The organism is Neisseria sp. MVDL19-042950 (assembly GCF_030504625.1).
GTDB lineage: Bacteria > Pseudomonadota > Gammaproteobacteria > Burkholderiales > Neisseriaceae > Neisseria.
Window position 1 is genome coordinate 117708 of sequence record NZ_JAUKWH010000006.1, and the last position, 19378, is coordinate 137085.

Here is a 19378-nt window from a genome sequence, read left to right on the forward strand (position 1 = left end):
CGTCTGAAAAGCCGCTGTTACACGTTTCACTTTAGATTAGACATACCCCATGAACATCACCTCAGATAAAAAACTGGCCGTCTTAATCGATGCCGACAACGCCCCCGCCGACATCATCGACCGTCTGCTGGCCGAGATTGCCAAATACGGCATCGCCAGCGTCAAACGGATTTACGGCGACTGGAGCCACGGCCTTTCCAAATGGAAAGCCGCCCTGCTGCCGCACGCCATCATTCCCGTGCAGCAGTTTGCCTACACCAAAGGCAAAAACGCCACCGACATGGCATTAGTAATCGACGCGATGGACTTGCTGTACAGCGGCAATTTCGACGGCTTCTGCATCGTTTCCAGCGACAGCGACTTCACCCGCCTCGCCAGCCGCCTGCGCGAAAGCGGCCTTACCGTTTACGGCTTCGGCGAAAAGAAAACCCCCGAAGCCTTCCGCAAAGCCTGCGACAAATTCATCTACACCGAAATCTTCCGCCCCGAAAAACGCGCGCCGGAGAAAAATAAAAACAGCGGCAAAGCCAAAACACAGAGCGAACCTGCCGAAACCGCCGCCCAGCAAACCGACGTATCCAAGCTGCTGATCCGCGCCGTGAAAGAAAATGCCGACGACCTCGGTTGGGCCAACCTCGGCCCCATCGGCAGCTACATCAACAAAACCAACCCCGATTTCGACCCGCGCCTCTACGGCTTCGGCAAACTTTCCGACCTGATCAAATCGCTCGATTTGTTCGAATACCGTACCGACAACAATCAAATCCAAGTGCGCAGATACCAAAACCCTGCCGATAAAAACAGCAGGCCGTCTGAAAATAAAGGCAGCAAAGAAAAACAAGTTACCGAAGCAGCCGCACCGCAAGTACCTGCCGCCGAAGCCGACAGCGTCAAACCCGCCGGCAAACGCGGCAAAAAACGCCAACAGCAAGAGCGTAAGCAGCCCGAAATGGAACCAACCGCCGTGCCGCCTGCACCAACGGCAGAAGTCGCCGAAAATGCGAAACCCGAACAGCCGGACGCGCCCAAGCCCAAAAACGGCAAGGCCAAATTCACCAAACTGATTCCGTTGGTACAGCAAGCCGTTGACAACACCGCCGACCCGCAAGGCTGGGCACGCCTGAGCGACGTGTTGAAACAGCTTGCCCCCACGGTGAACCCGCACGACTACGGCTTCGACACCGACCGCGCCCTGATTCACGCCATTTACAGTGACTGGTTGGAAATCAAAAAAGCCGGCCGCGGCGAACGCGTGCGTGTGAACAAGCGGTTTGTGAGCAAGGATTGAATATTTTCAGACGGCCTCTTATCGTTTCTAGATATTGAGGCCGTCTGAAAACCAAACTTGAAAATAAGGCAACATCAGATTAAAGGGCTTTAACGGGCCATTTAACTCGTCAAAGGGAACGGCACTGTGTTTTCAACCGCTGTCTGCGAGCAGATTAAATATTATATTTACTGCTTGGTTGATCCGAGGGACAACAATATTTTTTATGTCGGAAAAGGCATAGGAAACCGTGTATTCCATCATGCCCGATGTGCTCTAACGGAGCCGGCCCAAACAAGCGACAAATTGGATTTGATTCGGGAGATTTACTCCGAATGCCAAACCCCGCCGAACTATTATATTTTGCGGCACGGCATTGAAGATGAACTTTCGGCTTTGCAATATGAAGCAACCGCCATTGATTTGCTGTCGTTGGTTAAGCCCGGGCAGAAGCCGTTAACCAATATACAGGGCGGCACTTATTCATCGACGAAAGGTTTGATGGATTTGGCGGAAATTAAACGGATTTATGCCCCCGAAGAATTGAAAACCGCTTTGCCTGTTATGTTGATTACCATCAATCGGGAATACGACAGGCTGAAAAAGCAGATTAAAGCAGGTGAAATTTCTGATACTGAACGGGATAACGAAATTTACAAACGAACCCGGGCAGCTTGGAAAACGGGTATCCGCAGAAATCAGGCGAAATATGCCGTGGCAGTTTATCGCGGGTGGTCGGTTGCGGCCTACCGCATTCATCATTGGATGCCGTCTGAAATAAAAGGCCGCTGGGCGTTCGACGGTACGGCTTTACCCAATGACTCGGCCGAATATCAAGAACTGGTACATAAAATTACCTACCCTTCGATAGAAAATTACAAAGCACCGCAAAATCCGATTCAGTATTTAAATTGTTAAATCAACCAAGGCAAAAGCGTTCTATGCCGCTTATTAAATCGAAAAGTTAAAGCCATGAAACACCTTTCCACCCAATCCCCCAACTTCCAAGCCGAGCTGAAAGCGTTGCTGGCTTTTGAAACTGCGCAAGACCCGAAAATCGACCAAATCGTTGCCGACATCTGTGCCGACGTGCAAAAGCGCGGCGATGCGGCGGTTATCGAATACACCAACCGTTTTGACGGCACCGCAGCACAAAGCATGGGCGATTTGATGCTTACCCAAGCCGATTTGCAGGCCGCTTTCGAACGCCTGCCCGAAAACGTTCAGACGGCCTTGAAAACCGCCGCCGCCCGCGTGGAAAGCTACCACAAACACCAGAAAATGGAATCTTGGAGCTACACCGACGAAAACGGCACCTTGCTCGGTCAACAGATCACCCCGCTCGACCGCGTAGGCATTTATGTGCCCGGCGGCAAAGCGGCTTATCCCAGCTCGGTAATTATGAACGCCATGCCCGCGCATGTGGCCGGCGTGCCCGAAATCATCATGGTGGTGCCCACGCCCCAAGGCGAGCGCAACGATATTGTGTTGGCGGCGGCATTTGTGGCCGGCGTAACCAAAGTGTTTACCGTCGGCGGCGCGCAGGCGGTGGCGGCGCTGGCTTACGGCACTGAAACCGTGCCGCAGGTCGATAAAATCACCGGCCCCGGCAATGCGTTTGTGGCCGCCGCCAAACGCCGCGTGTTCGGCGTGGTGGGCATTGATATGGTAGCGGGGCCGTCTGAAATTCTGGTGATTGCCGACGGCACCACGCCCGCCGATTGGGTGGCGATGGATCTGTTCAGCCAAGCCGAACACGACGAAATCGCCCAAGCCATTCTGATTGCCACCTCGCAGCAATATCTGGACGAAGTTCAGACGGCCATGAACAAGCTGATCGAAGACATGCCGCGTCGCGCGATTATTGAAGCCTCGCTGGGCAACCGCGGCGCGATGATTCTGGCCAAAGATTTGGACGAAGCCTGCGAAGTCGCCAACTATATTGCGCCGGAGCACTTGGAATTGTCGGTGGAAAACCCGCAGGAATGGGCGCAAAAAATCCGCCACGCCGGTGCGATTTTCATGGGCAAATACACCAGCGAGAGTTTAGGCGACTATTGCGCCGGCCCCAACCATGTGTTGCCCACCAGCCGCACGGCGCGTTTCTCTTCGCCGCTAGGCACTTACGATTTCCAAAAACGCAGCAGCCTGATTCAGGTTTCCGAACAGGGGGCGCAGTATCTCGGCGAAACCGCCAGCATATTGGCCCACGGCGAGCGGCTGACGGCACACGCAAGGGCGGCGGAATTGCGTTTGAAAAAGCGTTGATATGGATTGATGCGGTTGAAGAGGCCGTCTGAAAGCGAGTTTAGTGAGCTTCGCCAAAGCGAGTTTTGTGAGTTTCGCTTTCAGACGGCCTATGAATTTTGAATCGTCATGGAAATTTTATTCGAGCTGTTTGCAGAATTCGTTTTACAGATTGTTGCCGAAGTTTTAGTCGAACTGGGCATCCGTTCTGCCAAATCAAGCCTCCGCAAACCGCAATCTTGGTTGGTGGCCGCAGGTTATGGGATTGCCGGTGCGTTAATCGGTGCGGGCAGTTTGCTGGTGTTTCCCGAGCACTTTATCCGCAGCGAAAACCTGCAAGTATTCAATTTGCTGTTCACACCGGTATTGGCCGGTACGCTGATGTGCGTTATCAGCCGCGGGGAGAAGCGGAACGGCCGTTCTTTACGGCTGCACCGTTTTGTTCGCGGTTTTTTGTTTGCCTTTTGTATGGCACTCGTCCGCTTGTCGGCGCAAGCCGCTGTTTGAAAAATACAGAAGAAAGTCTAAAAAATAGTATGTTGGTTAAGTCCGGGCATGACGGAACCGCGATAAAAAACAAGTTTGTTTGCCATAAGTACGAAACCATGCTTTGAGGCCGTCTGAAAATCTGTTTTTCAGACGGCCTCTTGTTTATGCCTTGTGCCGCGGCCTTTATGCCGTCTGAAACGGCGGCACGGGCAGGCCGAATTCTTGCAGCAGGGCTACGGTTTCATATACGGGCAGCCCCATCACGCCGGTGAAGCTGCCGTGCAGGTTTTCGACAAACAGGCCGCCCAAGCCTTGAATGCCGTATGCGCCGGCTTTGTCCATCGGTTCGCCGCTGGCAATGTAGGCGGCGATTTCGGCGGCAGTCAGCGGTTTGAAGGTAACGTCGCTTTGCTGGAGGACGGCGCGGGTTTCGCCCTGCCAATACACGCATACGGCGGTCAGCACTTGGTGGGTGGTGCCGGAAAGCTCCAGAAGCATGGCGGCAGCTTCGGCGGGGGATTCGGGTTTGCCCAGAATATGGTTATGCAATGCAACGGTGGTGTCGGCGGTAATCAACGGGTATAGCGGCTGGTAGGGATATTGCTGCTGCCAGTAGGCGACGGCGGCGGCGTTTTTCTCGCAGGCCATGCGCGCGGCGTAAGCGGCGGCGGGTTCGCAGGCGTAAGGGGTTTCGTTGATATCGGCGGGCAGGCGGATAACGGTATAGCCGATGTTTTCGAGAATTTCGCGCCGGCGCGGGCTGCCCGAGGCGAGATACAGCGTGTTCATACTTCTTGTCCTTTTACGGCGCGCCGTTGCAGGCGGTCGAGCAGGGGCGTGGGCAGCAGGCGTTTCAGATACCAGAACAATACGGTGGGAAAAGTAACCAGATAGCGGGCTTTGGGTTGGGCGGCAGTGAGCGCTTTCACGCAGATGGCGGCGCAATCGGGCGACGACATGGTAAACGGTGCCACCGCGCCTTCCGCTTCGAGGCGGTTGAGCTGGTGCCGGTAGCTGCGGGCGTGGAAGCTGTTGTCGATGTCGATGTATTGGTGCAGCTTTTTCAAGGCGTTGGGGCGGAATTTCGTGGCAATCGGGCCGGGTTCGACCAAGCTCACGAAAATGCCGCTGCCCGCCGTTTCGAGGCGGAGGGTGTCGCACATGCCTTCGAGGGCGAATTTGGTGCTGTTGTACGCACCGCGCCACGGCATGGCGGCGAAACCTAAAATGCTGCTGTTGACCAAAATCCGGCCGTGCCCTTGTTTGCGGAACACTTCCATGGCGCGGCGGATGCATTCCCACGCGCCGAATACGTTGGTTTCGAATTGTTCACGCAGGGCATCGCGGGGAATGTCTTCCACCGCGCCCACCTGCCCGTAGCCCGCATTGGAAAACAAGGCATCGAGTTTGCCGCCGGTTTGGGCGAGCACGGTATCGAAGGCCGTCTGAATGCTGTGGCTGTCGGTAACGTCGAGTTGGAGGGTGTCGGTTAAACCTTCGTTGCGCAAGCGGGCAACGTCTTCGGCACGGCGGCAGGTGGCGAATACCCGCCAGCCGAGCGCGTGCAGTTGTTTGGCGGTGTCGTAGCCGATGCCGCTGGAGCAGCCGGTGATTAAGATGGTTTTCATAGTGTGTGTTTTTAAAGCAGTAAAGACGGTGTATGTTAAACGATAAAACGGCAGGCCGTCTGAAATTTTCCAAACGGCCTGCGTCGATGGAACAAAGTTAAAGCCGCTGGATTCTCTGCTTCAATGCGGAAATGCGGTTTTCGATAGCGGCAACCTGTTTGTGCCACGTCAGCAAACGTGTGGCGGCCAGTATATAGATGATCAGGATGCTGCTGCCGGAAAAATAGCTGTGGAAACTCTCCAGTATTTCCCTGATCATACCGCCGGACGGGGTGGGGCGGCCCGACCATGCGATGAAAAAGCAGATGATGCCTAACATGCCCACGCCCGAAGCCAGCATCACCAAACCGCTGCTGAGCTGCCATCTTTTAAAGCGGTTGGAAGCCAAACCCGCCATTAAAGTAATCAGGCTCACCGCCAACGTACCCGAAAGCATGATGCCTTTCGGAATGGCGGGTTCGGTCGAAATAAACGCCACCAAGCCGAACATATGGAAAAAAGTTACCGCTACAATGAGAAATATGATGCTGAAAAAGGTACGCATTACCTGTTCCGTTTTGAAAGGTGGATACAAAAATATGCGGGCGGTGTTTCGGATTGGTTCCGCCACTGAAGCCGGTAAGAAGAGGCGGTATTATGCCGATGAATTTCCGTGCGTGATAGTGTTTCGGACAAACGGCCTGAAATGCGGTTGGTTATAACCTGAGTAATTGCTTGTGCGGGATATCGGTTAAGACGGCATCCGGTTGCCGTCCGAACCATATCAGGCCGTCTGAAAACCTTTTCTGTTGCCGATGGCGGTTTCAGACGGCCCCAATCCCCGCTACAATGCCTGCTTTTGTGTTTGCCGCATCCGATGGACTTATTCTGGCTCTACTGGGCACTTGCCGCTTCTGCTTTTACTTCCGCCACCATTCTGCCCGGCACATCGGAGGCGGCGTTTGCGCTGTTCGTACAAAACCGCCCCGAAGCATGGGCGGGGGCGTTGCTGGTTGCCGGTACCGCCAACGGCTTGGGCAGCATAGCCTCTTACGGTATGGGGCGGCTGTTTCCCGATAAAAAGAGGCCGTCTGAAAAAGTGCTGCGCCGGCTCAACCGCTATGGCATTTGGGTATTATTGCTGGCGTGGCTGCCCGTTGTCGGCGACGGTTTGCCGATTGCCGCCGGCTGGCTGCGGCTGCATTTCTGGAAAAGCTGCATCATGTTGGTTGCAGGAAAATTCATCCGCTACGGCGTGCTGCTGGCGGGGCTGAAAGCGTGGCTGTAAACAAGGCTTCGAGGCCGTCTGAACACCGTGTTTTTCAGACGGCCTCAAGTGTTTTGCGCTACAATGCGCGATTGGAACGGATTCTGAAGAAGCAGCATGAAAGAACATAAAGCCCGCAAACGGTTCGGGCAAAATTTTTTGCAGGACACCCGCATTATCAGTGATATTGTGAACGCCGTCCGCCCGCAGCCGGAAGATATTGTGATTGAAATCGGCCCCGGCTTGGCGGCGATTACCGAGCCGTTGGCAAAGAAATTGAACCGGCTGCATGTGGTCGAAATCGACCGCGACATCATCAAGCGCCTGAAAACCCTGCCGTTTGCCGACAAACTGGTGATTCACGAAGGCGACGTTTTGCAGTTCGACTTCAAAAGCGTGGCGGGCAGAAAAAAAATCGTCGGCAACCTGCCGTACAACATCTCCACGCCGTTGCTGTTCCGCCTGAGCGAGGTGGCGGACGAAGTGGAAGACATGCACTTTATGTTGCAGAAAGAAGTGGTCGAGCGCATGGTGGCCGAGCCGAAAACCAACGACTACGGCCGCTTAGGCGTGATGCTGCAATATTTTTTCGATATGGAAATGCTGATCGAAGTGCCGCCCGAATCGTTCGACCCCGCGCCGAAAGTCGATTCCGCCGTAGTGCGCATGATTCCGCAGCAAGGCCGCATCGGTGTCGCACGCGATTTCGAGCATTTCGGCAAGCTGGTTAAAGCCGCGTTTGCCCAACGGCGCAAAACCATACGCAACAATCTGAAAGAAGTTGCCTCAGACGAAGATTTGCAGGCGGTAGGCATCAACCCGCAAGACCGCGCCGAACACATCGCACCGGAACTTTATGTGCAGTTGAGCAATTATTTGGTGGGAAAGGCCGTCTGAAATTTGGGAAAAATATGATTAAATTCAAAAATGTACACAAATACTTCAAAGACCTGCATGTGATTAACGGCATAAATTTGGAAGTGAAACAAGGCGAAGTGGTAGTGGTGTGCGGCCCGTCCGGCAGCGGCAAATCCACCCTGATCCGCACCGTCAACCAGCTCGAAACCATTGAAAGCGGCGAAATTTGGGTAGACGGCATGAACGTGGCCGATCCGAAAACCGATTTGAACAAAGTGCGCGAAGAGGTGGGCTTTGTGTTTCAAGGCTTCAACCTTTATCCGCATTTAAACGTGTTGGAAAACATCATCCTTTCGCCGATGAAAGTGAAAAAGCAAAGCCGCGAACAGGCCGAGCAAAAAGCGATGGAGCTTTTAGACCGCGTGGGCTTGGCGCACAAAAAATATGCCATGCCCGGCCAGCTTTCCGGTGGCCAGCAGCAACGCGTGGCAATCGCCCGCGGCTTGGCGATGGAGCCGCGCGTGATGTTGTTTGACGAACCGACTTCGGCGCTTGATCCGGAAATGGTCGGCGAAGTATTGAAAGTAATGAAAGATTTGGCAAACAGCGGCATGACCATGATGTGCGTTACCCACGAGATGGGTTTCGCCCGCGAAGTGGCCGACCGTGTGATTTTTGTCGATCACGGTCAAATTATCGAAGAAGCCGAACCGGAAGAATTCTTCACCAACCCGAAACACGAGCGTGCGCAGCAATTCTTGCAGCAGGTGATGAAGCAGGGGTGAGAAAACGGTATTGCGGTTAATCTTTTTAAAACAGAGATTAACGGTTGATTTACCGTTTCGTCGCGGTTGAAACGATTTAAAAATACCAATCAAACAGGCCGTCTGAAATGATTTTCAGACGGCCTGTTTGAATTTATTTACTTGTACGGACTGTTTACTCGTATAGCGTGTGTGCGGATTAACGGTTACCTTCGCGTTTCAGTGAATGATAGCTGTTATCTACGCGGACACCGGTGGCTTCGGCAACGAATTTCACACGGTCGTCGTTTTTGGCAACTCGTTTTACGCCTTGATAGTGTACTTCTTTCAGACTGGTAATCACACCGGAGTCGTTAGCATGGTTCCATTTCGGTAATGAAGCTCCGCTTGATGCGGCGGCAAAAGCAGTAGCAAAAGTGGCAACAGCGGCAAAAATGATTGAGGTTTTTTTCATGATGGTTCCTTTAACTTTTAATTAAAAAATCTGTTTGCGAATGACAGTGCTCTGTCGATGGAATGCATTCTAATGATTTCCTTTTGGTTTTAAAATACAGGTTTTATTGAAGTAATGTTTCCTATTAGGAAGTAATAAATGAGATAGTAACCAGTCTAATATCAGTTTAAGGCGGGCCTGACGCAGAGGGATATGGGAATAGCTTAAGGCATATCAATGTTGCCGCGCGGCGATATCATATAGATGAACGCGAATGGCGCACCCGCGGAAATGCACCGCAGATGTCGTGGTGAAAAGTTTTCGTGAAAGAAAATGGCAGAGATGGGGTGTTGTTTGATACGGGTCGGAAACGGTTTCAGGCTTTGCCCTGCATATTGTGATGCTCGATTTCAAAACCGCTGCTCCGATAAGCGCGGAAACGTTCGCGGGCTTCGGCGAGAGCTTCGAGGTTGCTGCCGACGATTTCCAACACCCGTGCAGGCGGCACCGGCGCGTCGCACCAAAAGTCGGGCGCAAGATTCAGCACCACCAAACCGCTTTCCGTTTCGGGCAGAGTGTTGCCGCAGGCCAGCACCAGCGGCACGTCTCGGGGGCAGGCTTGGCCGGTTTCCCAAACTTCGTGAGCCAAGAAACTGGTCGGCTCGAATTGCCATAAGTCGATATCCAAGCGCGCAACGGCTTCGGGCGAATCCGCCCACACCAACACGCGGGAGCCGCTTTGCATGGCGCGGGCGGCCAAACGACAGGTGAAGGCGTAGGGGTTGCCGACATGGGTATAGAATGTTGCTTTAGGCATGTTGGTCTTTCGTGTTCGGTTGCGCTGTGTTTTTCAGACGGCCTGAAGTGTCGTATGGGTATGTTTAATTATGTTTAATATAGATGGGAGATGCGGTAAGGCCGGGTTGCGGCGGAAACAATAAGATGGAGGCCGTCTGAAAGTGTTCAGACGGCCTCTGCCGTTATTTGGCTTCCAGCTTGGTTACGCCGCCCATATAAGGTTGCAGTGCGGCGGGGATGTTGATGCTGCCGTCGGCGTTTTGGTGGTTTTCCAGCACGGCCACCAGCGTGCGACCTACCGCCAAACCCGAGCCGTTTAAGGTGTGTACCAAACGGTTTTTGCCGTCTTCGTCTTTGAAGCGGGCTTTCATGCGGCGGGCTTGGAAGTCTTCGCAGTTGGAGCAGCTCGAAATTTCGCGGTAGGTGTTTTGTGCGGGCACCCATACTTCCAAATCATAGGTTTTGGCTGCGCCGAAGCCCATATCGCCGGTGCAGAGGGTGATTACGCGGTAGGGCAGTTCCAGCAGTTGCAGGATTTTCTCGGCGTGCCCTACCATTTCTTCGAGCGCATCGTAAGATTTTTCGGGGCGGACGATTTGCACCATTTCCACTTTGTCGAACTGGTGCTGGCGGATCAGGCCGCGCACGTCTTTGCCGTATGCACCCGCTTCGGAACGGAAACAGGGCGAATGCGCGGTCAGCTTAATCGGCAGGCTTTCAGACGGCACGATGCTGTCGGCCACGGTGTTGGTGAGGGTAACTTCGGCGGTGGGAATCAGATATTGCGTGGTTTTGGTTTCGTCGCCGCCGCGGGTAACGTGGAACAGGTCTTCACCGAATTTCGGCAGTTGGCCGGTGCCGAACAGGGTGCTGTCGTTCACGATATAGGGTGTGTAGCACTCGGTGTAGCCGTGTTGCGTAGTATGGGTGTCGAGCATGAATTGCGACAGCGCACGGTGCAGGCGGGCGACTTGGCCTTTCATCACGGCAAAGCGTGCGCCGGAAAGCTGCGCGCCGGCTTCAAAATCCAAGCCCAGCGGCGCGCCCAAATCAACGTGGTCTTTCACATCAAAATCAAAGGCGCGCGGCGTGCCGATTTTGCGTACTTCTACGTTTTCGGTTTCGTCTTTACCGACAGGCACGCTTTCGTGCGGCAGGTTGGGAATGGTGGTAAGCCATGCTTCCAGTTCGGTTTGAATGGCTTCTAGCTTGGCGGCGTTTTGTTCGAGTTCGGTTTTGATATCGGCAACCTGCGCCATCACTTGAGCGGCTTCTTCGTGTTTGCCTTGCCCTTTGAGCATGCCGATTTTTTTCGATTCGCTGTTGCGGGCGGCCTGCAATTCTTCGGTGCGGACTTGCAGCGCTTTGCGTTTGTTTTCCAATTCTTCAAAACGGGCGGTGTCAAATTCGTAACCGCGTGCCGCCAAACGGGCGGCGACGGTTGCGGTGTGGTTGCGGAGTTGTTGGATATCTAACATGGTTTCTCTCAACATAAAAATTTCGAAATAGCCGTTATTGTAAACCAAATCCGCCTGAAAAGGCCGTCTGAAAAACAGTTTAAAGCGTTTTCAGACGGCCTCTGCCCCAAATTGACCGCCGTGTGAAAAAAGCGGATAATTCCACCGGTTTGTTTTTCAATGTTTCAGACGGCCTCAGTTGTCTGAAACTTTTTATTTTATAAGAACTTATATCCCATGAAATCACCCGAACTCCTCCTTCCCGCCGGCGGTCTCGAACGCATGCGCGCCGCCTACGATTTCGGCGCAGATGCCGTTTATGCCGGCAGCCCGCGCTATTCCCTGCGCGCCCGCAACAACGAATTCGCCAAACTGCCGGTGCTGGAACAAGGCATCCGCGAAGCACACGAACGCGGCAAAAAATTCTTTCTTACCGTCAACACTTTGCCACACAATTCCAAACTGAAAACCTTTATGGCCGACATGGGGCCGCTGATCGCCATGAAACCCGACGCGCTGATTATGGCCGACCCCGGCCTGATTATGCAGGTGCGCGAAAAATGGCCGGAAATGCCGATTCATCTTTCCGTGCAGGCCAACACCACCAACTACTGGGGCGTGAAATTCTGGCAAAAAATCGGCGTGGAGCGGATTATCCTCTCGCGCGAATTGAGCATGGAAGAAATCGCCGAAATCCGCCAACAGTGCCCCGACATCGAACTGGAAGTGTTCGTGCACGGCGCATTGTGTATCGCCTATTCCGGCCGCTGCCTGCTTTCCGGCTACTTCAACCACCGCGACCCCAATCAAGGCACCTGTACCAACGCCTGCCGCTGGGACTACAAAGTGCACGATGCCGAAACCGACGAAACGGGCGATGCCAAATTGTTGCAAGGCTTCAATTTCAGTCAGGCGCAGGAAGAAGCCAATGCCGCGTTTGAAGGCATCAACGGCCAAGTGCGCCATCCCGAAGCCAACAAAGTGTTCCTGATTGAAGAAGCCAACCGCCCGGGCGAGCTGATGCCGATTATGGAAGACGAGCACGGCACCTATATTATGAATTCCAAAGACTTACGTGCCATCGAGCAAGTGGCCAAACTCGCCGAAATCGGTGTGGACAGCCTCAAAGTGGAAGGCCGCACCAAATCGGTTTACTACGTCGCCCGCGTCGCCCAAGCCTACCGCAAAGCGATTGACGATGCCGTGGCCGGAAAACCCTTTGATTACAGCCTGTTGGCCGAACTCGAAGGCTTGGCCAACCGCGGCTACACTTCGGGCTTTTTGGAGCGCCACCAAACGCAGGAATACCAAAACTACCTGCACGGCCATTCGCTGGCCAAACAAAGCCAGTTTGTCGGCCAGATTACCGAAATCGATGCCGACGGCTGGGCGACGGTGGAAGTGAAAAACCGTTTTGCCGTGGGCGACACCATTGAAATCATCCACCCGCAAGGCAACCAAACGCTGGTGCTGGAAGCCATGACCCGCAAAGGCGAAGCGGTGGATGCCGCGCCTGGCAACGGTATTCAGGTAAAGATTCCGAACATGCAGGGTAAAGATAAGGCATTGATTGCGCGGATTATGAATCCTTAACCTGATGTTTTGTTGAAAGAGGCCGTCTGAAAACTTGCAAAGCTCGTTTTCAGACGGCCTCTTTCGGTTTGGGTTCGCGCGGCTTATCCCAGCAAGCCGCCGATATATTTCACCAGCGTGATGCCGCTCAACAAGGCCATGGATACCACCACGATCAGGCCGCATACCGCCATCCATTTCGGGTGGCGGTAGTCGCCGACGATGTCCGGACGGTAAGCCGCCAACAGAATCAGGCCGAGGGAAACAGGCAGAATCAGGCCGTTGAGCGTGCCGACAAACACCAGCACTTGTGCGGGGCGGCCCACCGTGGCGAGTACGAAAGTGGAAACCAGAATAAAGCCGATAATCCATCTGTTTTTGTTTTTCTTTACCGTGGCACTCAGGCCGGCGAGGAACGATACCGATGTATAGGCCGCGCCGATAACCGACGTAATCGAAGCGGCCCAGATAACCACGCCGAACAGCAGCCACCCGCCGTGGCCGGCAATATATTGGAACGGTGTGGCGGCGGGGTTTTCGGGGTTGAGTTTGACACCTTGCGATACCACGCCGAGTACCGCCAGAAACAACACCACGCGCATAACCGATGCAATCAGAATCGCCGATACCGAGCTGCGGTTGACTTCAGGCAGCGATGCTCTGCCTTTGATGCCGGCATCCAGCAAACGGTGTGCGCCTGCAAAAGTGATATAGCCGCCTACCGTGCCGCCTACCAGCGTAACAATGGCGACGGCATCCAGTTTTACCGGTAAGAATGTGTAGTAGACCGCTTCTTCCAACGGCGGATTGGCTTGCCAAGCCACATAAAGTGTGAGGGCGATCATGATAAAACCCATGATTTGGGCGAATTTGTCCATGGTTTTGCCTGCTTCGCGGAACAGGAAAATGCCGACGGCGATACAGCCGCTGATGATCGCTCCCATTTCGGGGGAGAGGCCGGTGAGGATGTTCATGCCCAAACCAGCACCGCCGACGTTGCCGATATTGAAGGCCAAGCCGCCCATCACAATCAGCAGGGTAAGGAAATAGCCTGCGCCGGGAAGCACGCGGTTGGCAATGTTTTGCGCCGGTTGTTCCGATACGGCGATGATACGCCAGATATTGAGCTGCGCACCGATGTCGAGCAATATGGAAATCAGAATCACAAAGCCGAAGCTGGCAAGCAGATTTTCGGTAAAGGTGGCCGTTTGCGTGAGAAATCCCGGGCCGATGGCGGAAGTGGCCATGAGAAAGGCTGCCCCGATCAGGGCATGGCGGCGGTTGTGGTTTGACATGGTTTGTTTTCTCCTTAAGTAAGTTGTTTTTCTGATTTTTCAGTAGGCCGCCGTTTTTTTTCAGACGGCCTGAACCGCAATGTTGTGCGCGGCTAAAGCCGCGCGGATTTTGTCGGCGAATTCGAGTGCATGCGCACCGTCTCCGTGCAGGCAGATGCTGTCGGCCCGCACGTTTACTGTGCTGCCGTCCACTGCCGTTACCGTGCCCGCGAGCACCATTTGCAACACTTGGGCGATGGCTTCTTCATCGTTTTCGATTTGTGCGTCGGGACGGCTGCGGGGCACAAGTTTGCCGTCTGGCAGATAGCGTCGGTCGGCGAATACTTCCGAAATCACGCCCAGTCCCGCCTCTCGGCCTGCTTCGAGCAACAGGCTGCCGGAAAGCGCCATCAGCTTTAATTGCGGGTTGAAACGGCCGACGGTATCGGCAATGATGCCGGCCAGTTGCCTGTTTCGGGCGGCTTGGTTGTAGAGTGCGCCATGGGGCTTCACGTAGGCCGTCTGAACACCCGCCGCATCGCATAAAGCCTGCAACGCGCCGAGCTGGTATTGCAAGCAGGCACGCAGTTCGGCTTCGGGCAAGGTCATGTCGGTGCGCCCGAAATTTGCGCGGTCGGGATAGCCGGGGTGCGCTCCGATGCGCACGTTTTGCCGCTTCGCCCATACCAGTGCGCGCCGCATGTCGGCAAAACTGCCGGCGTGCAGCGCGCAGGCGATGTTGGCGGATGAGATGCGTTGCATCAAGGCTTCGTCGTTGCCGCAGCCTTCGGCCAAATCTGCATTCAGATCAACGTGCTTCATCCGCTATCCTTTTGATTTTGTTTAAATAGGCTTGGTTTTGGTGTTGCAGGGCCGCCGCTTCTTCAGGGGTGGCCGTCTGAAAAAAGATTTTGCTGCCGAAACGGATTTGCGCCAGCCGCCCCAAATCGGCCGTTGCTACGGTGGCGATTTTCGGGTAGCCGCCGGTGGTTTGTGCGTCGGCCATCAGAATAATCGGTTTGCCGTTCGGCGGAACCTGTATGGTGCCGAACCAGACGGCGTGCGAAAGCATTTCCAGCGGCTGTTCCAACGGCAGCTCTTCGCCGTCGAAGCGGTAGCCCATACGGTTGCTGTCGCTTTGCAGCGTCCAAGCGTTTTGCCAGAGGCGGTAATGTGCTTTGCGGGTAAAAGCGTAGTATTCCGAAGAAGGCAGCGCATGAATGCGGAGAGAGGGGGTGGGCGGGGCGATGCCGATCCGACTCATTTCCAGTCCGGAGCAGTTTACCGGCACAACATCTCCCGCACGCAGGCAACGGCCCTCAAAGCCGCCGAAGGCCGCTCTCAAATCGGTGCTGCGCGAACCGAGCACCGCAGGCACGTCAAACCCGCCGTGTACGCATAAATAGCCGTACATGCCTTTTACGGCGCGGATTAGTTTCAGCGTTTGCCCGCGCCGCGCAGTGTAGCGCCAGTAGGAATAAACCGGTTCGTCGTCAAGTTGCGCTTCGTAAATCGCACCGGTGATGCAGAAAGGGGTGTCGTATTCAAAAGATACGGTAATGCCACCCAATGCTATTTCCAACGCCGCCGCGCCGGCATCGTTGCCCAACAGCAGATTACCGGCCTGAAGGGAAAGCGCGTCCATCGCACCGGCATGGCCTATACCGCGGCAACGCAGGCCGAATCTCCCCAAATCCTGAATATGGGCCATAGTTTGAACGGCAGCAACATGCATCATAAACAAATCCTTTCCGCCACAAAGCGTACCGTATCGCCCGCCGAAAGCAGGGTCGGTGGGTGGGAGGCCGTCTGAAACAACGGTATTTCCGTACGGCCGATAATCTGCCAGCCGCCCGGAGAAGCAAACGGATAAATACCGGTTTGGCTGCCGCCTATCCCTACCGAACCGGCAGGTACTTGGGTACGCGGTACGGCGCGGCGCGGAGTGTGCAGGTTTTCAGGCAGCCCGCCCAGATAGGGAAAACCGGGCTGGAAACCCACCATAAACACGGTATAAGCCGGCTCGGTGTGGCGGCGTACGATTTCTTCGGGAGTGGTGTGGTGGAAAGCCGCTACTTCGGCCAAGTCTTCGCCGAACTCGCCGCCGTAGCAAACAGGAATGTCTACATGCCGCCCTTGATGGTCGCCCGTTTCGGTTTTTTCCCACAAACGGTACAGGCCGTCTGAAAGATTGTTCAGATCGGCTTGCGGGCGGGCAAACACCGTTACATTATTCATGCCGGTCACTACTTCCGCTACATGAGGCAGAGTTTGTGCCGCATCCGCAAACGCCCACAACCGCCGCTGCTTTGGCAAGGCGGCGGGCGGTGGTAAAAAACATACGAGTACAGACTCTCCGGCAGTAATAATTTTCAGTGTAGACATGTTAGCTTTTGTTATGATTTTTTAAGAGATATACTAATGTTTTCAAACGCTTTGTCAAGGCTGAGCAGAGAAAAATACGCATGGCATGAAAAGAGGGCGGGCATGCGGAAGAAAATTTAAAGATGCCTTTGCCGCCGATTTCTTTTAAAATAGTATTTGCATATTTTCATAAACAAGCATTAAAAGGGAAGACATGCGTTATCACGGAACCATCGTCAGCTGGGACAACGAGCTTGGGTTCGGATTTGTCAGAGAAGAACAGTCTACGGCTGAAATATTCGCCCATGCCGGAGACTTTGTTAACGAAAACCCGCCGCCGAGCAAGGGTGAAACCGTGTCGTTTGAAATCGTCTGCAACAGCCGCGGCACGGAAGAAGCGAAACATATCGAATACACCAACCGCAACAGGGTTCCCGAGCCGGAGCAGTTTGATTTCACCGACGAAGCACCGAAAAAAATTTCCCGCTGGGTCGGTTTGATGATTGCCGCCATTATCGGTGTTCCCGCTTTGAGCGCAGCGGCTTATTACGCTATGGATTATTGGCAAACGTATCGTGCGGCTTATAGAAGCAATGAAATCGTCGTAGACCGCGTTGCCGCAGAAATGATGGCTGAGCGCGAGGCGTGGAAACGGGCGCTTAATGCTCCAGCAGGGCGGAGCGCGGAGAAAGCGGAGCAGTCGGGCGCTGCGTCGGAGGCTTCGGAAGAGCAGGGTTCCGTCAAGTTAAAGCTGCTGGGCAATGTGCGGGAAAATTTCAGATGCGACGGTAGACAACACTGTTCGCAAATGCGTTCTTTCGAGGAAGCCCAATTCTTTTTGAACAATTGCCCGAATGTGAAAATGGACGGTGATAAAGACGGTATTCCCTGCGAAGATCATTTTTAAAATCAATTGAAGTATCAATTCACAATTGTTTTTATTCATAAAAACGGAAAAAGGCCGTCTGAAATCGTTTTCAGACGGCCTTTTCTCTTTAAAACCGCCGATAAAGAGGTGTTTTTAACGCTGATTTCTTTTAGAATACGGCTATTCAGCAAAACCGCTGCTTTATGACGGTTGCCGTTTTCAGACGGCCTTTTATTTTAATGAGCAAACAGAGAATACCCGAAATGAATCTATATCAAACCATTGCTACGGAAGCCGAAAAAGCCTTTGCCGCCGCAGGTATCGCCGATGCGCCTGTGGTTTTGCAGGCTGCCAAAAATGCTGATTTCGGCGATTTCCAGATTAACGGCGTAATGGGCGCGGCGAAAAAAGCCAAACAAAACCCGCGCGAGCTGGCGCAAAAAGTAGCCGATGCGTTGGCAGGCAACCGGATTATCGAAACCGCCGAGGTGGCCGGCCCCGGTTTCATCAACTTGCGTTTGCGTCCCGACTTCCTTGCCGAGCATGTTCAAGCCGCATTAAACGACCGACGTTTGGGTGTGGCCGAAGCCGAGCGGCAAATCGTGGTGGTGGATTATTCATCGCCCAATCTGGCTAAAGAAATGCATGTAGGCCATTTGCGTTCCAGCATCATCGGCGACAGTATCGCCCGCGTTTTACGTTATCTCGGCCATGAGGTTATCGCCCAAAACCATGTGGGCGACTGGGGTACGCAGTTCGGTATGTTGGTGGCCTATCTGGTCGAGCGGCAAACCGATAACGCCGCCTTTGAGCTGGCCGATTTGGAAAAATTTTACCGCGAAGCCAAAGTGCGCTTCGACGAAGACGAAGCCTTTGCCGATACCGCCCGAGATTATGTTGTGAAGCTGCAAAGCGGCGATAAGGCAGTGTTAGCGTTATGGCAGCAGTTTGTCGATATTTCCCTCAGCCATGCGCAAAATGTTTACGACAAGCTGAGTTTGAAACTCCGTCCCGAAGATGTGGCTGGCGAATCAATGTATAACGATGACTTGCAAAACGTGTCCGACGAGTTGGTAGGGCAAGGTATCGCTGTCGACGACGACGGCACGCGGGTGGTGTTTTTGGACGAGTTTAAAAACCAAGACGACGAACCGGCAGCCTTTATTATCCAGAAAAAAGGCGGCGGATTTTTGTACTCGACCACCGATTTGGCCTGTATCCGTTACCGTGTGAACCGTTTGGATGCCGACCGCGTACTGTATGTGGTCGATGCGCGTCAAAGCCTGCATTTCCAACAGCTTTTCGCCGTAGCCCGCAAAGCCGGCTGGCTGCCTGAAAATGTTGTTGCCGAGCATATCGCTTTCGGTACCATGATGGGTAAAGACGGCAAACCGTTCAAAACCCGTAGCGGCGACACGGTAAAACTGGTGGAATTGCTTGATGAAGCGGTGGAACGCGCAACAGCCTTGGTGCAAAGCAAAAACCCCGATTTGGATGTAGACGAAGCAGTCAAAATCGGCAGAAGCATCGGTATTGGCGCGGTGAAATACGCTGATTTGAGTAAAAACCGTACCAGTGATTATGTGTTCGATTGGGAATCGATGCTTTCATTTGAAGGCAATACCGCTCCTTATCTGCAATATGCCTACACCCGCGTACAAAGCGTATTCAAAAAAGCGGGCGAATGGGATGCCGCCGCACCGCTGGTGTTGACGAAGCCGCTGGAAAAACAGCTTGCCGTAGAGTTGTTGAAGTTTGAAGACGTGTTGCAAAACGTGGCCGATACTTCTTATCCGCATTATCTGGCGGCTTATCTGTATCAAGTATCCGCCTTGTTCAGCCGTTTCTACGAAGCCTGCCCGATTTTGAAGGCGGAAGGTGAAACGCGTAATACACGGCTGCAACTGGCCAAGCTGACAGGAGCTACGTTGCAAAAAGGCTTGGAACTGCTCGGTATCGAAACTCTGGAAGTGATGTAAGTTTTGCCGTGCCGTCGGATATTGGATATTAATGTATTGGATTCGGCATGCAAAAGCGGTATAATAACGCTGTTTTTATTTATTTTGCCTTTATAGTGGATTTTTTATTCTAAAACTTTATAAACAAAATGGGA

20 protein-coding genes are annotated in these 19378 nt (G+C 53.7%); 10 read left to right on the plus strand and 10 right to left on the minus strand.

Annotated features, from left to right (window positions below):
* Window positions 1-49 precede the first annotated feature (49 nt).
* The 4 genes from Q0X97_RS07090 to Q0X97_RS07105 all read left to right on the plus strand — a co-directional run bounded on the left by Q0X97_RS07090 (window position 50) and on the right by Q0X97_RS07105 (window position 4021).
* A complete protein-coding gene (locus tag Q0X97_RS07090) occupies window positions 50-1288 on the plus strand; it encodes an NYN domain-containing protein (RefSeq protein ID WP_302067043.1) in 1239 nt (412 codons plus the stop codon).
* Between the two features lie 126 nt (window positions 1289-1414).
* Entirely contained in the window at window positions 1415-2185 is a 771-nt protein-coding gene (locus Q0X97_RS07095; RefSeq protein ID WP_302067044.1) for a hypothetical protein, read from the plus strand.
* A gap of 54 nt (window positions 2186-2239) precedes the next feature.
* Window positions 2240-3535, plus strand: coding sequence for a histidinol dehydrogenase (gene hisD, locus Q0X97_RS07100; protein WP_302067045.1), 1296 nt, complete (start codon window positions 2240-2242; stop codon window positions 3533-3535).
* Window positions 3536-3643: 108 nt separating this feature from the next.
* A complete protein-coding gene (locus Q0X97_RS07105; protein WP_302067046.1) occupies window positions 3644-4021 on the plus strand; it encodes a hypothetical protein in 378 nt (125 codons plus the stop codon).
* 165 nt (window positions 4022-4186) lie between these two features.
* Here Q0X97_RS07105 and Q0X97_RS07110 read toward each other — a convergent pair whose 3' ends face one another.
* From Q0X97_RS07110 to Q0X97_RS07120, 3 genes are all read right to left on the minus strand, one after another.
* Window positions 4187-4792: a nucleoside triphosphate pyrophosphatase gene (locus tag Q0X97_RS07110; protein ID WP_302067047.1), complete on the minus strand. Its 606-nt coding sequence runs from the start codon at window positions 4790-4792 to the stop codon at window positions 4187-4189.
* Window positions 4789-5631, minus strand: coding sequence for an SDR family NAD(P)-dependent oxidoreductase (locus Q0X97_RS07115; protein WP_302067048.1), 843 nt, complete (start codon window positions 5629-5631; stop codon window positions 4789-4791). The genes Q0X97_RS07110 and Q0X97_RS07115 overlap by 4 nt, the downstream gene beginning before the upstream one ends.
* A gap of 97 nt (window positions 5632-5728) precedes the next feature.
* Complete coding sequence (locus tag Q0X97_RS07120) at window positions 5729-6175, minus strand: hypothetical protein (protein WP_302067049.1); 447 nt, start codon at window positions 6173-6175, stop codon at window positions 5729-5731.
* Between the two features lie 312 nt (window positions 6176-6487).
* Here Q0X97_RS07120 and Q0X97_RS07125 point away from each other — a divergent pair, with 312 nt between their 5' ends.
* The 3 genes from Q0X97_RS07125 (at window position 6488) to Q0X97_RS07135 (ending at window position 8520) form a co-directional block, all read left to right on the plus strand.
* Entirely contained in the window at window positions 6488-6898 is a 411-nt protein-coding gene (locus tag Q0X97_RS07125) for a YqaA family protein (protein WP_302067050.1), read from the plus strand.
* A 96-nt stretch (window positions 6899-6994) separates the two neighbouring features.
* The gene (rsmA, locus tag Q0X97_RS07130) at window positions 6995-7774 is read left to right on the plus strand and encodes a 16S rRNA (adenine(1518)-N(6)/adenine(1519)-N(6))-dimethyltransferase RsmA (protein ID WP_302067051.1); all 780 of its coding nucleotides are present in this window, start codon (window positions 6995-6997) and stop codon (window positions 7772-7774) included.
* A gap of 14 nt (window positions 7775-7788) precedes the next feature.
* Window positions 7789-8520 (plus strand): amino acid ABC transporter ATP-binding protein, encoded by a 732-nt coding sequence (locus tag Q0X97_RS07135; protein WP_302067052.1) that lies wholly within the window; start codon window positions 7789-7791, stop codon window positions 8518-8520.
* A 178-nt stretch (window positions 8521-8698) separates the two neighbouring features.
* On the opposite strand, the gene Q0X97_RS07140 is transcribed toward Q0X97_RS07135, so the two are convergent.
* The 3 genes from Q0X97_RS07140 to serS all read right to left on the minus strand — a co-directional run bounded on the left by Q0X97_RS07140 (window position 8699) and on the right by serS (window position 11208).
* Window positions 8699-8953: a hypothetical protein gene (locus Q0X97_RS07140; protein ID WP_302067053.1), complete on the minus strand. Its 255-nt coding sequence runs from the start codon at window positions 8951-8953 to the stop codon at window positions 8699-8701.
* Between the two features lie 355 nt (window positions 8954-9308).
* On the minus strand, window positions 9309-9749 hold the full coding sequence (locus Q0X97_RS07145; protein ID WP_302067054.1) for a DNA polymerase III subunit chi: 441 nt from the start codon (window positions 9747-9749) through the stop codon (window positions 9309-9311).
* Window positions 9750-9912: 163 nt separating this feature from the next.
* A complete protein-coding gene (gene serS / locus Q0X97_RS07150; protein WP_302067055.1) occupies window positions 9913-11208 on the minus strand; it encodes a serine--tRNA ligase in 1296 nt (431 codons plus the stop codon).
* A gap of 216 nt (window positions 11209-11424) precedes the next feature.
* On the opposite strand from serS, the gene yegQ reads away from it, so the two are divergent.
* Entirely contained in the window at window positions 11425-12780 is a 1356-nt protein-coding gene (yegQ, locus tag Q0X97_RS07155; protein WP_302067056.1) for a tRNA 5-hydroxyuridine modification protein YegQ, read from the plus strand.
* Window positions 12781-12863: 83 nt separating this feature from the next.
* On the opposite strand, the gene Q0X97_RS07160 is transcribed toward yegQ, so the two are convergent.
* The 4 genes from Q0X97_RS07160 to pxpB are packed head-to-tail and all read right to left on the minus strand — an operon-like array spanning window position 12864 to window position 16418.
* Window positions 12864-14054 carry an NRAMP family divalent metal transporter gene (locus Q0X97_RS07160; protein ID WP_302067057.1) on the minus strand — a complete coding sequence of 397 codons (1191 nt, stop codon included), beginning with the start codon at window positions 14052-14054 and terminating at the stop codon, window positions 12864-12866.
* Window positions 14055-14114: 60 nt separating this feature from the next.
* Window positions 14115-14855, minus strand: coding sequence for a 5-oxoprolinase subunit PxpA (pxpA, locus tag Q0X97_RS07165; RefSeq protein ID WP_302067058.1), 741 nt, complete (start codon window positions 14853-14855; stop codon window positions 14115-14117).
* Window positions 14842-15771 carry a biotin-dependent carboxyltransferase family protein gene (locus Q0X97_RS07170; RefSeq protein ID WP_302067059.1) on the minus strand — a complete coding sequence of 310 codons (930 nt, stop codon included), beginning with the start codon at window positions 15769-15771 and terminating at the stop codon, window positions 14842-14844. Before Q0X97_RS07170 ends, pxpA begins: the two co-directional genes overlap by 14 nt.
* Window positions 15768-16418, minus strand: a complete 651-nt coding sequence (gene pxpB / locus Q0X97_RS07175; protein WP_302067060.1) for a 5-oxoprolinase subunit PxpB — start codon at window positions 16416-16418, stop codon at window positions 15768-15770. The genes Q0X97_RS07170 and pxpB overlap by 4 nt, the downstream gene beginning before the upstream one ends.
* 193 nt (window positions 16419-16611) lie before the next feature.
* Here pxpB and Q0X97_RS07180 point away from each other — a divergent pair, with 193 nt between their 5' ends.
* Both Q0X97_RS07180 and argS read left to right on the plus strand, forming a co-directional pair.
* Window positions 16612-17304 (plus strand): excalibur calcium-binding domain-containing protein, encoded by a 693-nt coding sequence (locus Q0X97_RS07180; RefSeq protein WP_302067061.1) that lies wholly within the window; start codon window positions 16612-16614, stop codon window positions 17302-17304.
* 224 nt (window positions 17305-17528) lie between these two features.
* Window positions 17529-19244 carry an arginine--tRNA ligase gene (gene argS, locus Q0X97_RS07185; protein WP_302067062.1) on the plus strand — a complete coding sequence of 572 codons (1716 nt, stop codon included), beginning with the start codon at window positions 17529-17531 and terminating at the stop codon, window positions 19242-19244.
* The last annotated feature ends 134 nt before the right edge of the window (window positions 19245-19378 follow it).

Coding starts and splice junctions, on each gene's coding strand:
- Q0X97_RS07090 (WP_302067043.1), top strand. CDS start 50: ATGAACATCACCTCAGATAAAAAACTGGCCGTCTTAATCGATGCCGAC.
- hisD (WP_302067045.1), top strand. CDS start 2,240: ATGAAACACCTTTCCACCCAATCCCCCAACTTCCAAGCCGAGCTGAAA.
- Q0X97_RS07105 (WP_302067046.1), top strand. CDS start 3,644: ATGGAAATTTTATTCGAGCTGTTTGCAGAATTCGTTTTACAGATTGTT.
- Q0X97_RS07110 (WP_302067047.1), bottom strand. CDS start 4,792: ATGAACACGCTGTATCTCGCCTCGGGCAGCCCGCGCCGGCGCGAAATT.
- Q0X97_RS07115 (WP_302067048.1), bottom strand. CDS start 5,631: ATGAAAACCATCTTAATCACCGGCTGCTCCAGCGGCATCGGCTACGAC.
- Q0X97_RS07120 (WP_302067049.1), bottom strand. CDS start 6,175: ATGCGTACCTTTTTCAGCATCATATTTCTCATTGTAGCGGTAACTTTT.
- Q0X97_RS07125 (WP_302067050.1), top strand. CDS start 6,488: ATGGACTTATTCTGGCTCTACTGGGCACTTGCCGCTTCTGCTTTTACT.
- rsmA (WP_302067051.1), top strand. CDS start 6,995: ATGAAAGAACATAAAGCCCGCAAACGGTTCGGGCAAAATTTTTTGCAG.
- Q0X97_RS07135 (WP_302067052.1), top strand. CDS start 7,789: ATGATTAAATTCAAAAATGTACACAAATACTTCAAAGACCTGCATGTG.
- Q0X97_RS07140 (WP_302067053.1), bottom strand. CDS start 8,953: ATGAAAAAAACCTCAATCATTTTTGCCGCTGTTGCCACTTTTGCTACT.
- Q0X97_RS07145 (WP_302067054.1), bottom strand. CDS start 9,749: ATGCCTAAAGCAACATTCTATACCCATGTCGGCAACCCCTACGCCTTC.
- serS (WP_302067055.1), bottom strand. CDS start 11,208: ATGTTAGATATCCAACAACTCCGCAACCACACCGCAACCGTCGCCGCC.
- yegQ (WP_302067056.1), top strand. CDS start 11,425: ATGAAATCACCCGAACTCCTCCTTCCCGCCGGCGGTCTCGAACGCATG.
- Q0X97_RS07160 (WP_302067057.1), bottom strand. CDS start 14,054: ATGTCAAACCACAACCGCCGCCATGCCCTGATCGGGGCAGCCTTTCTC.
- pxpA (WP_302067058.1), bottom strand. CDS start 14,855: ATGAAGCACGTTGATCTGAATGCAGATTTGGCCGAAGGCTGCGGCAAC.
- Q0X97_RS07170 (WP_302067059.1), bottom strand. CDS start 15,771: ATGATGCATGTTGCTGCCGTTCAAACTATGGCCCATATTCAGGATTTG.
- pxpB (WP_302067060.1), bottom strand. CDS start 16,418: ATGTCTACACTGAAAATTATTACTGCCGGAGAGTCTGTACTCGTATGT.
- Q0X97_RS07180 (WP_302067061.1), top strand. CDS start 16,612: ATGCGTTATCACGGAACCATCGTCAGCTGGGACAACGAGCTTGGGTTC.
- argS (WP_302067062.1), top strand. CDS start 17,529: ATGAATCTATATCAAACCATTGCTACGGAAGCCGAAAAAGCCTTTGCC.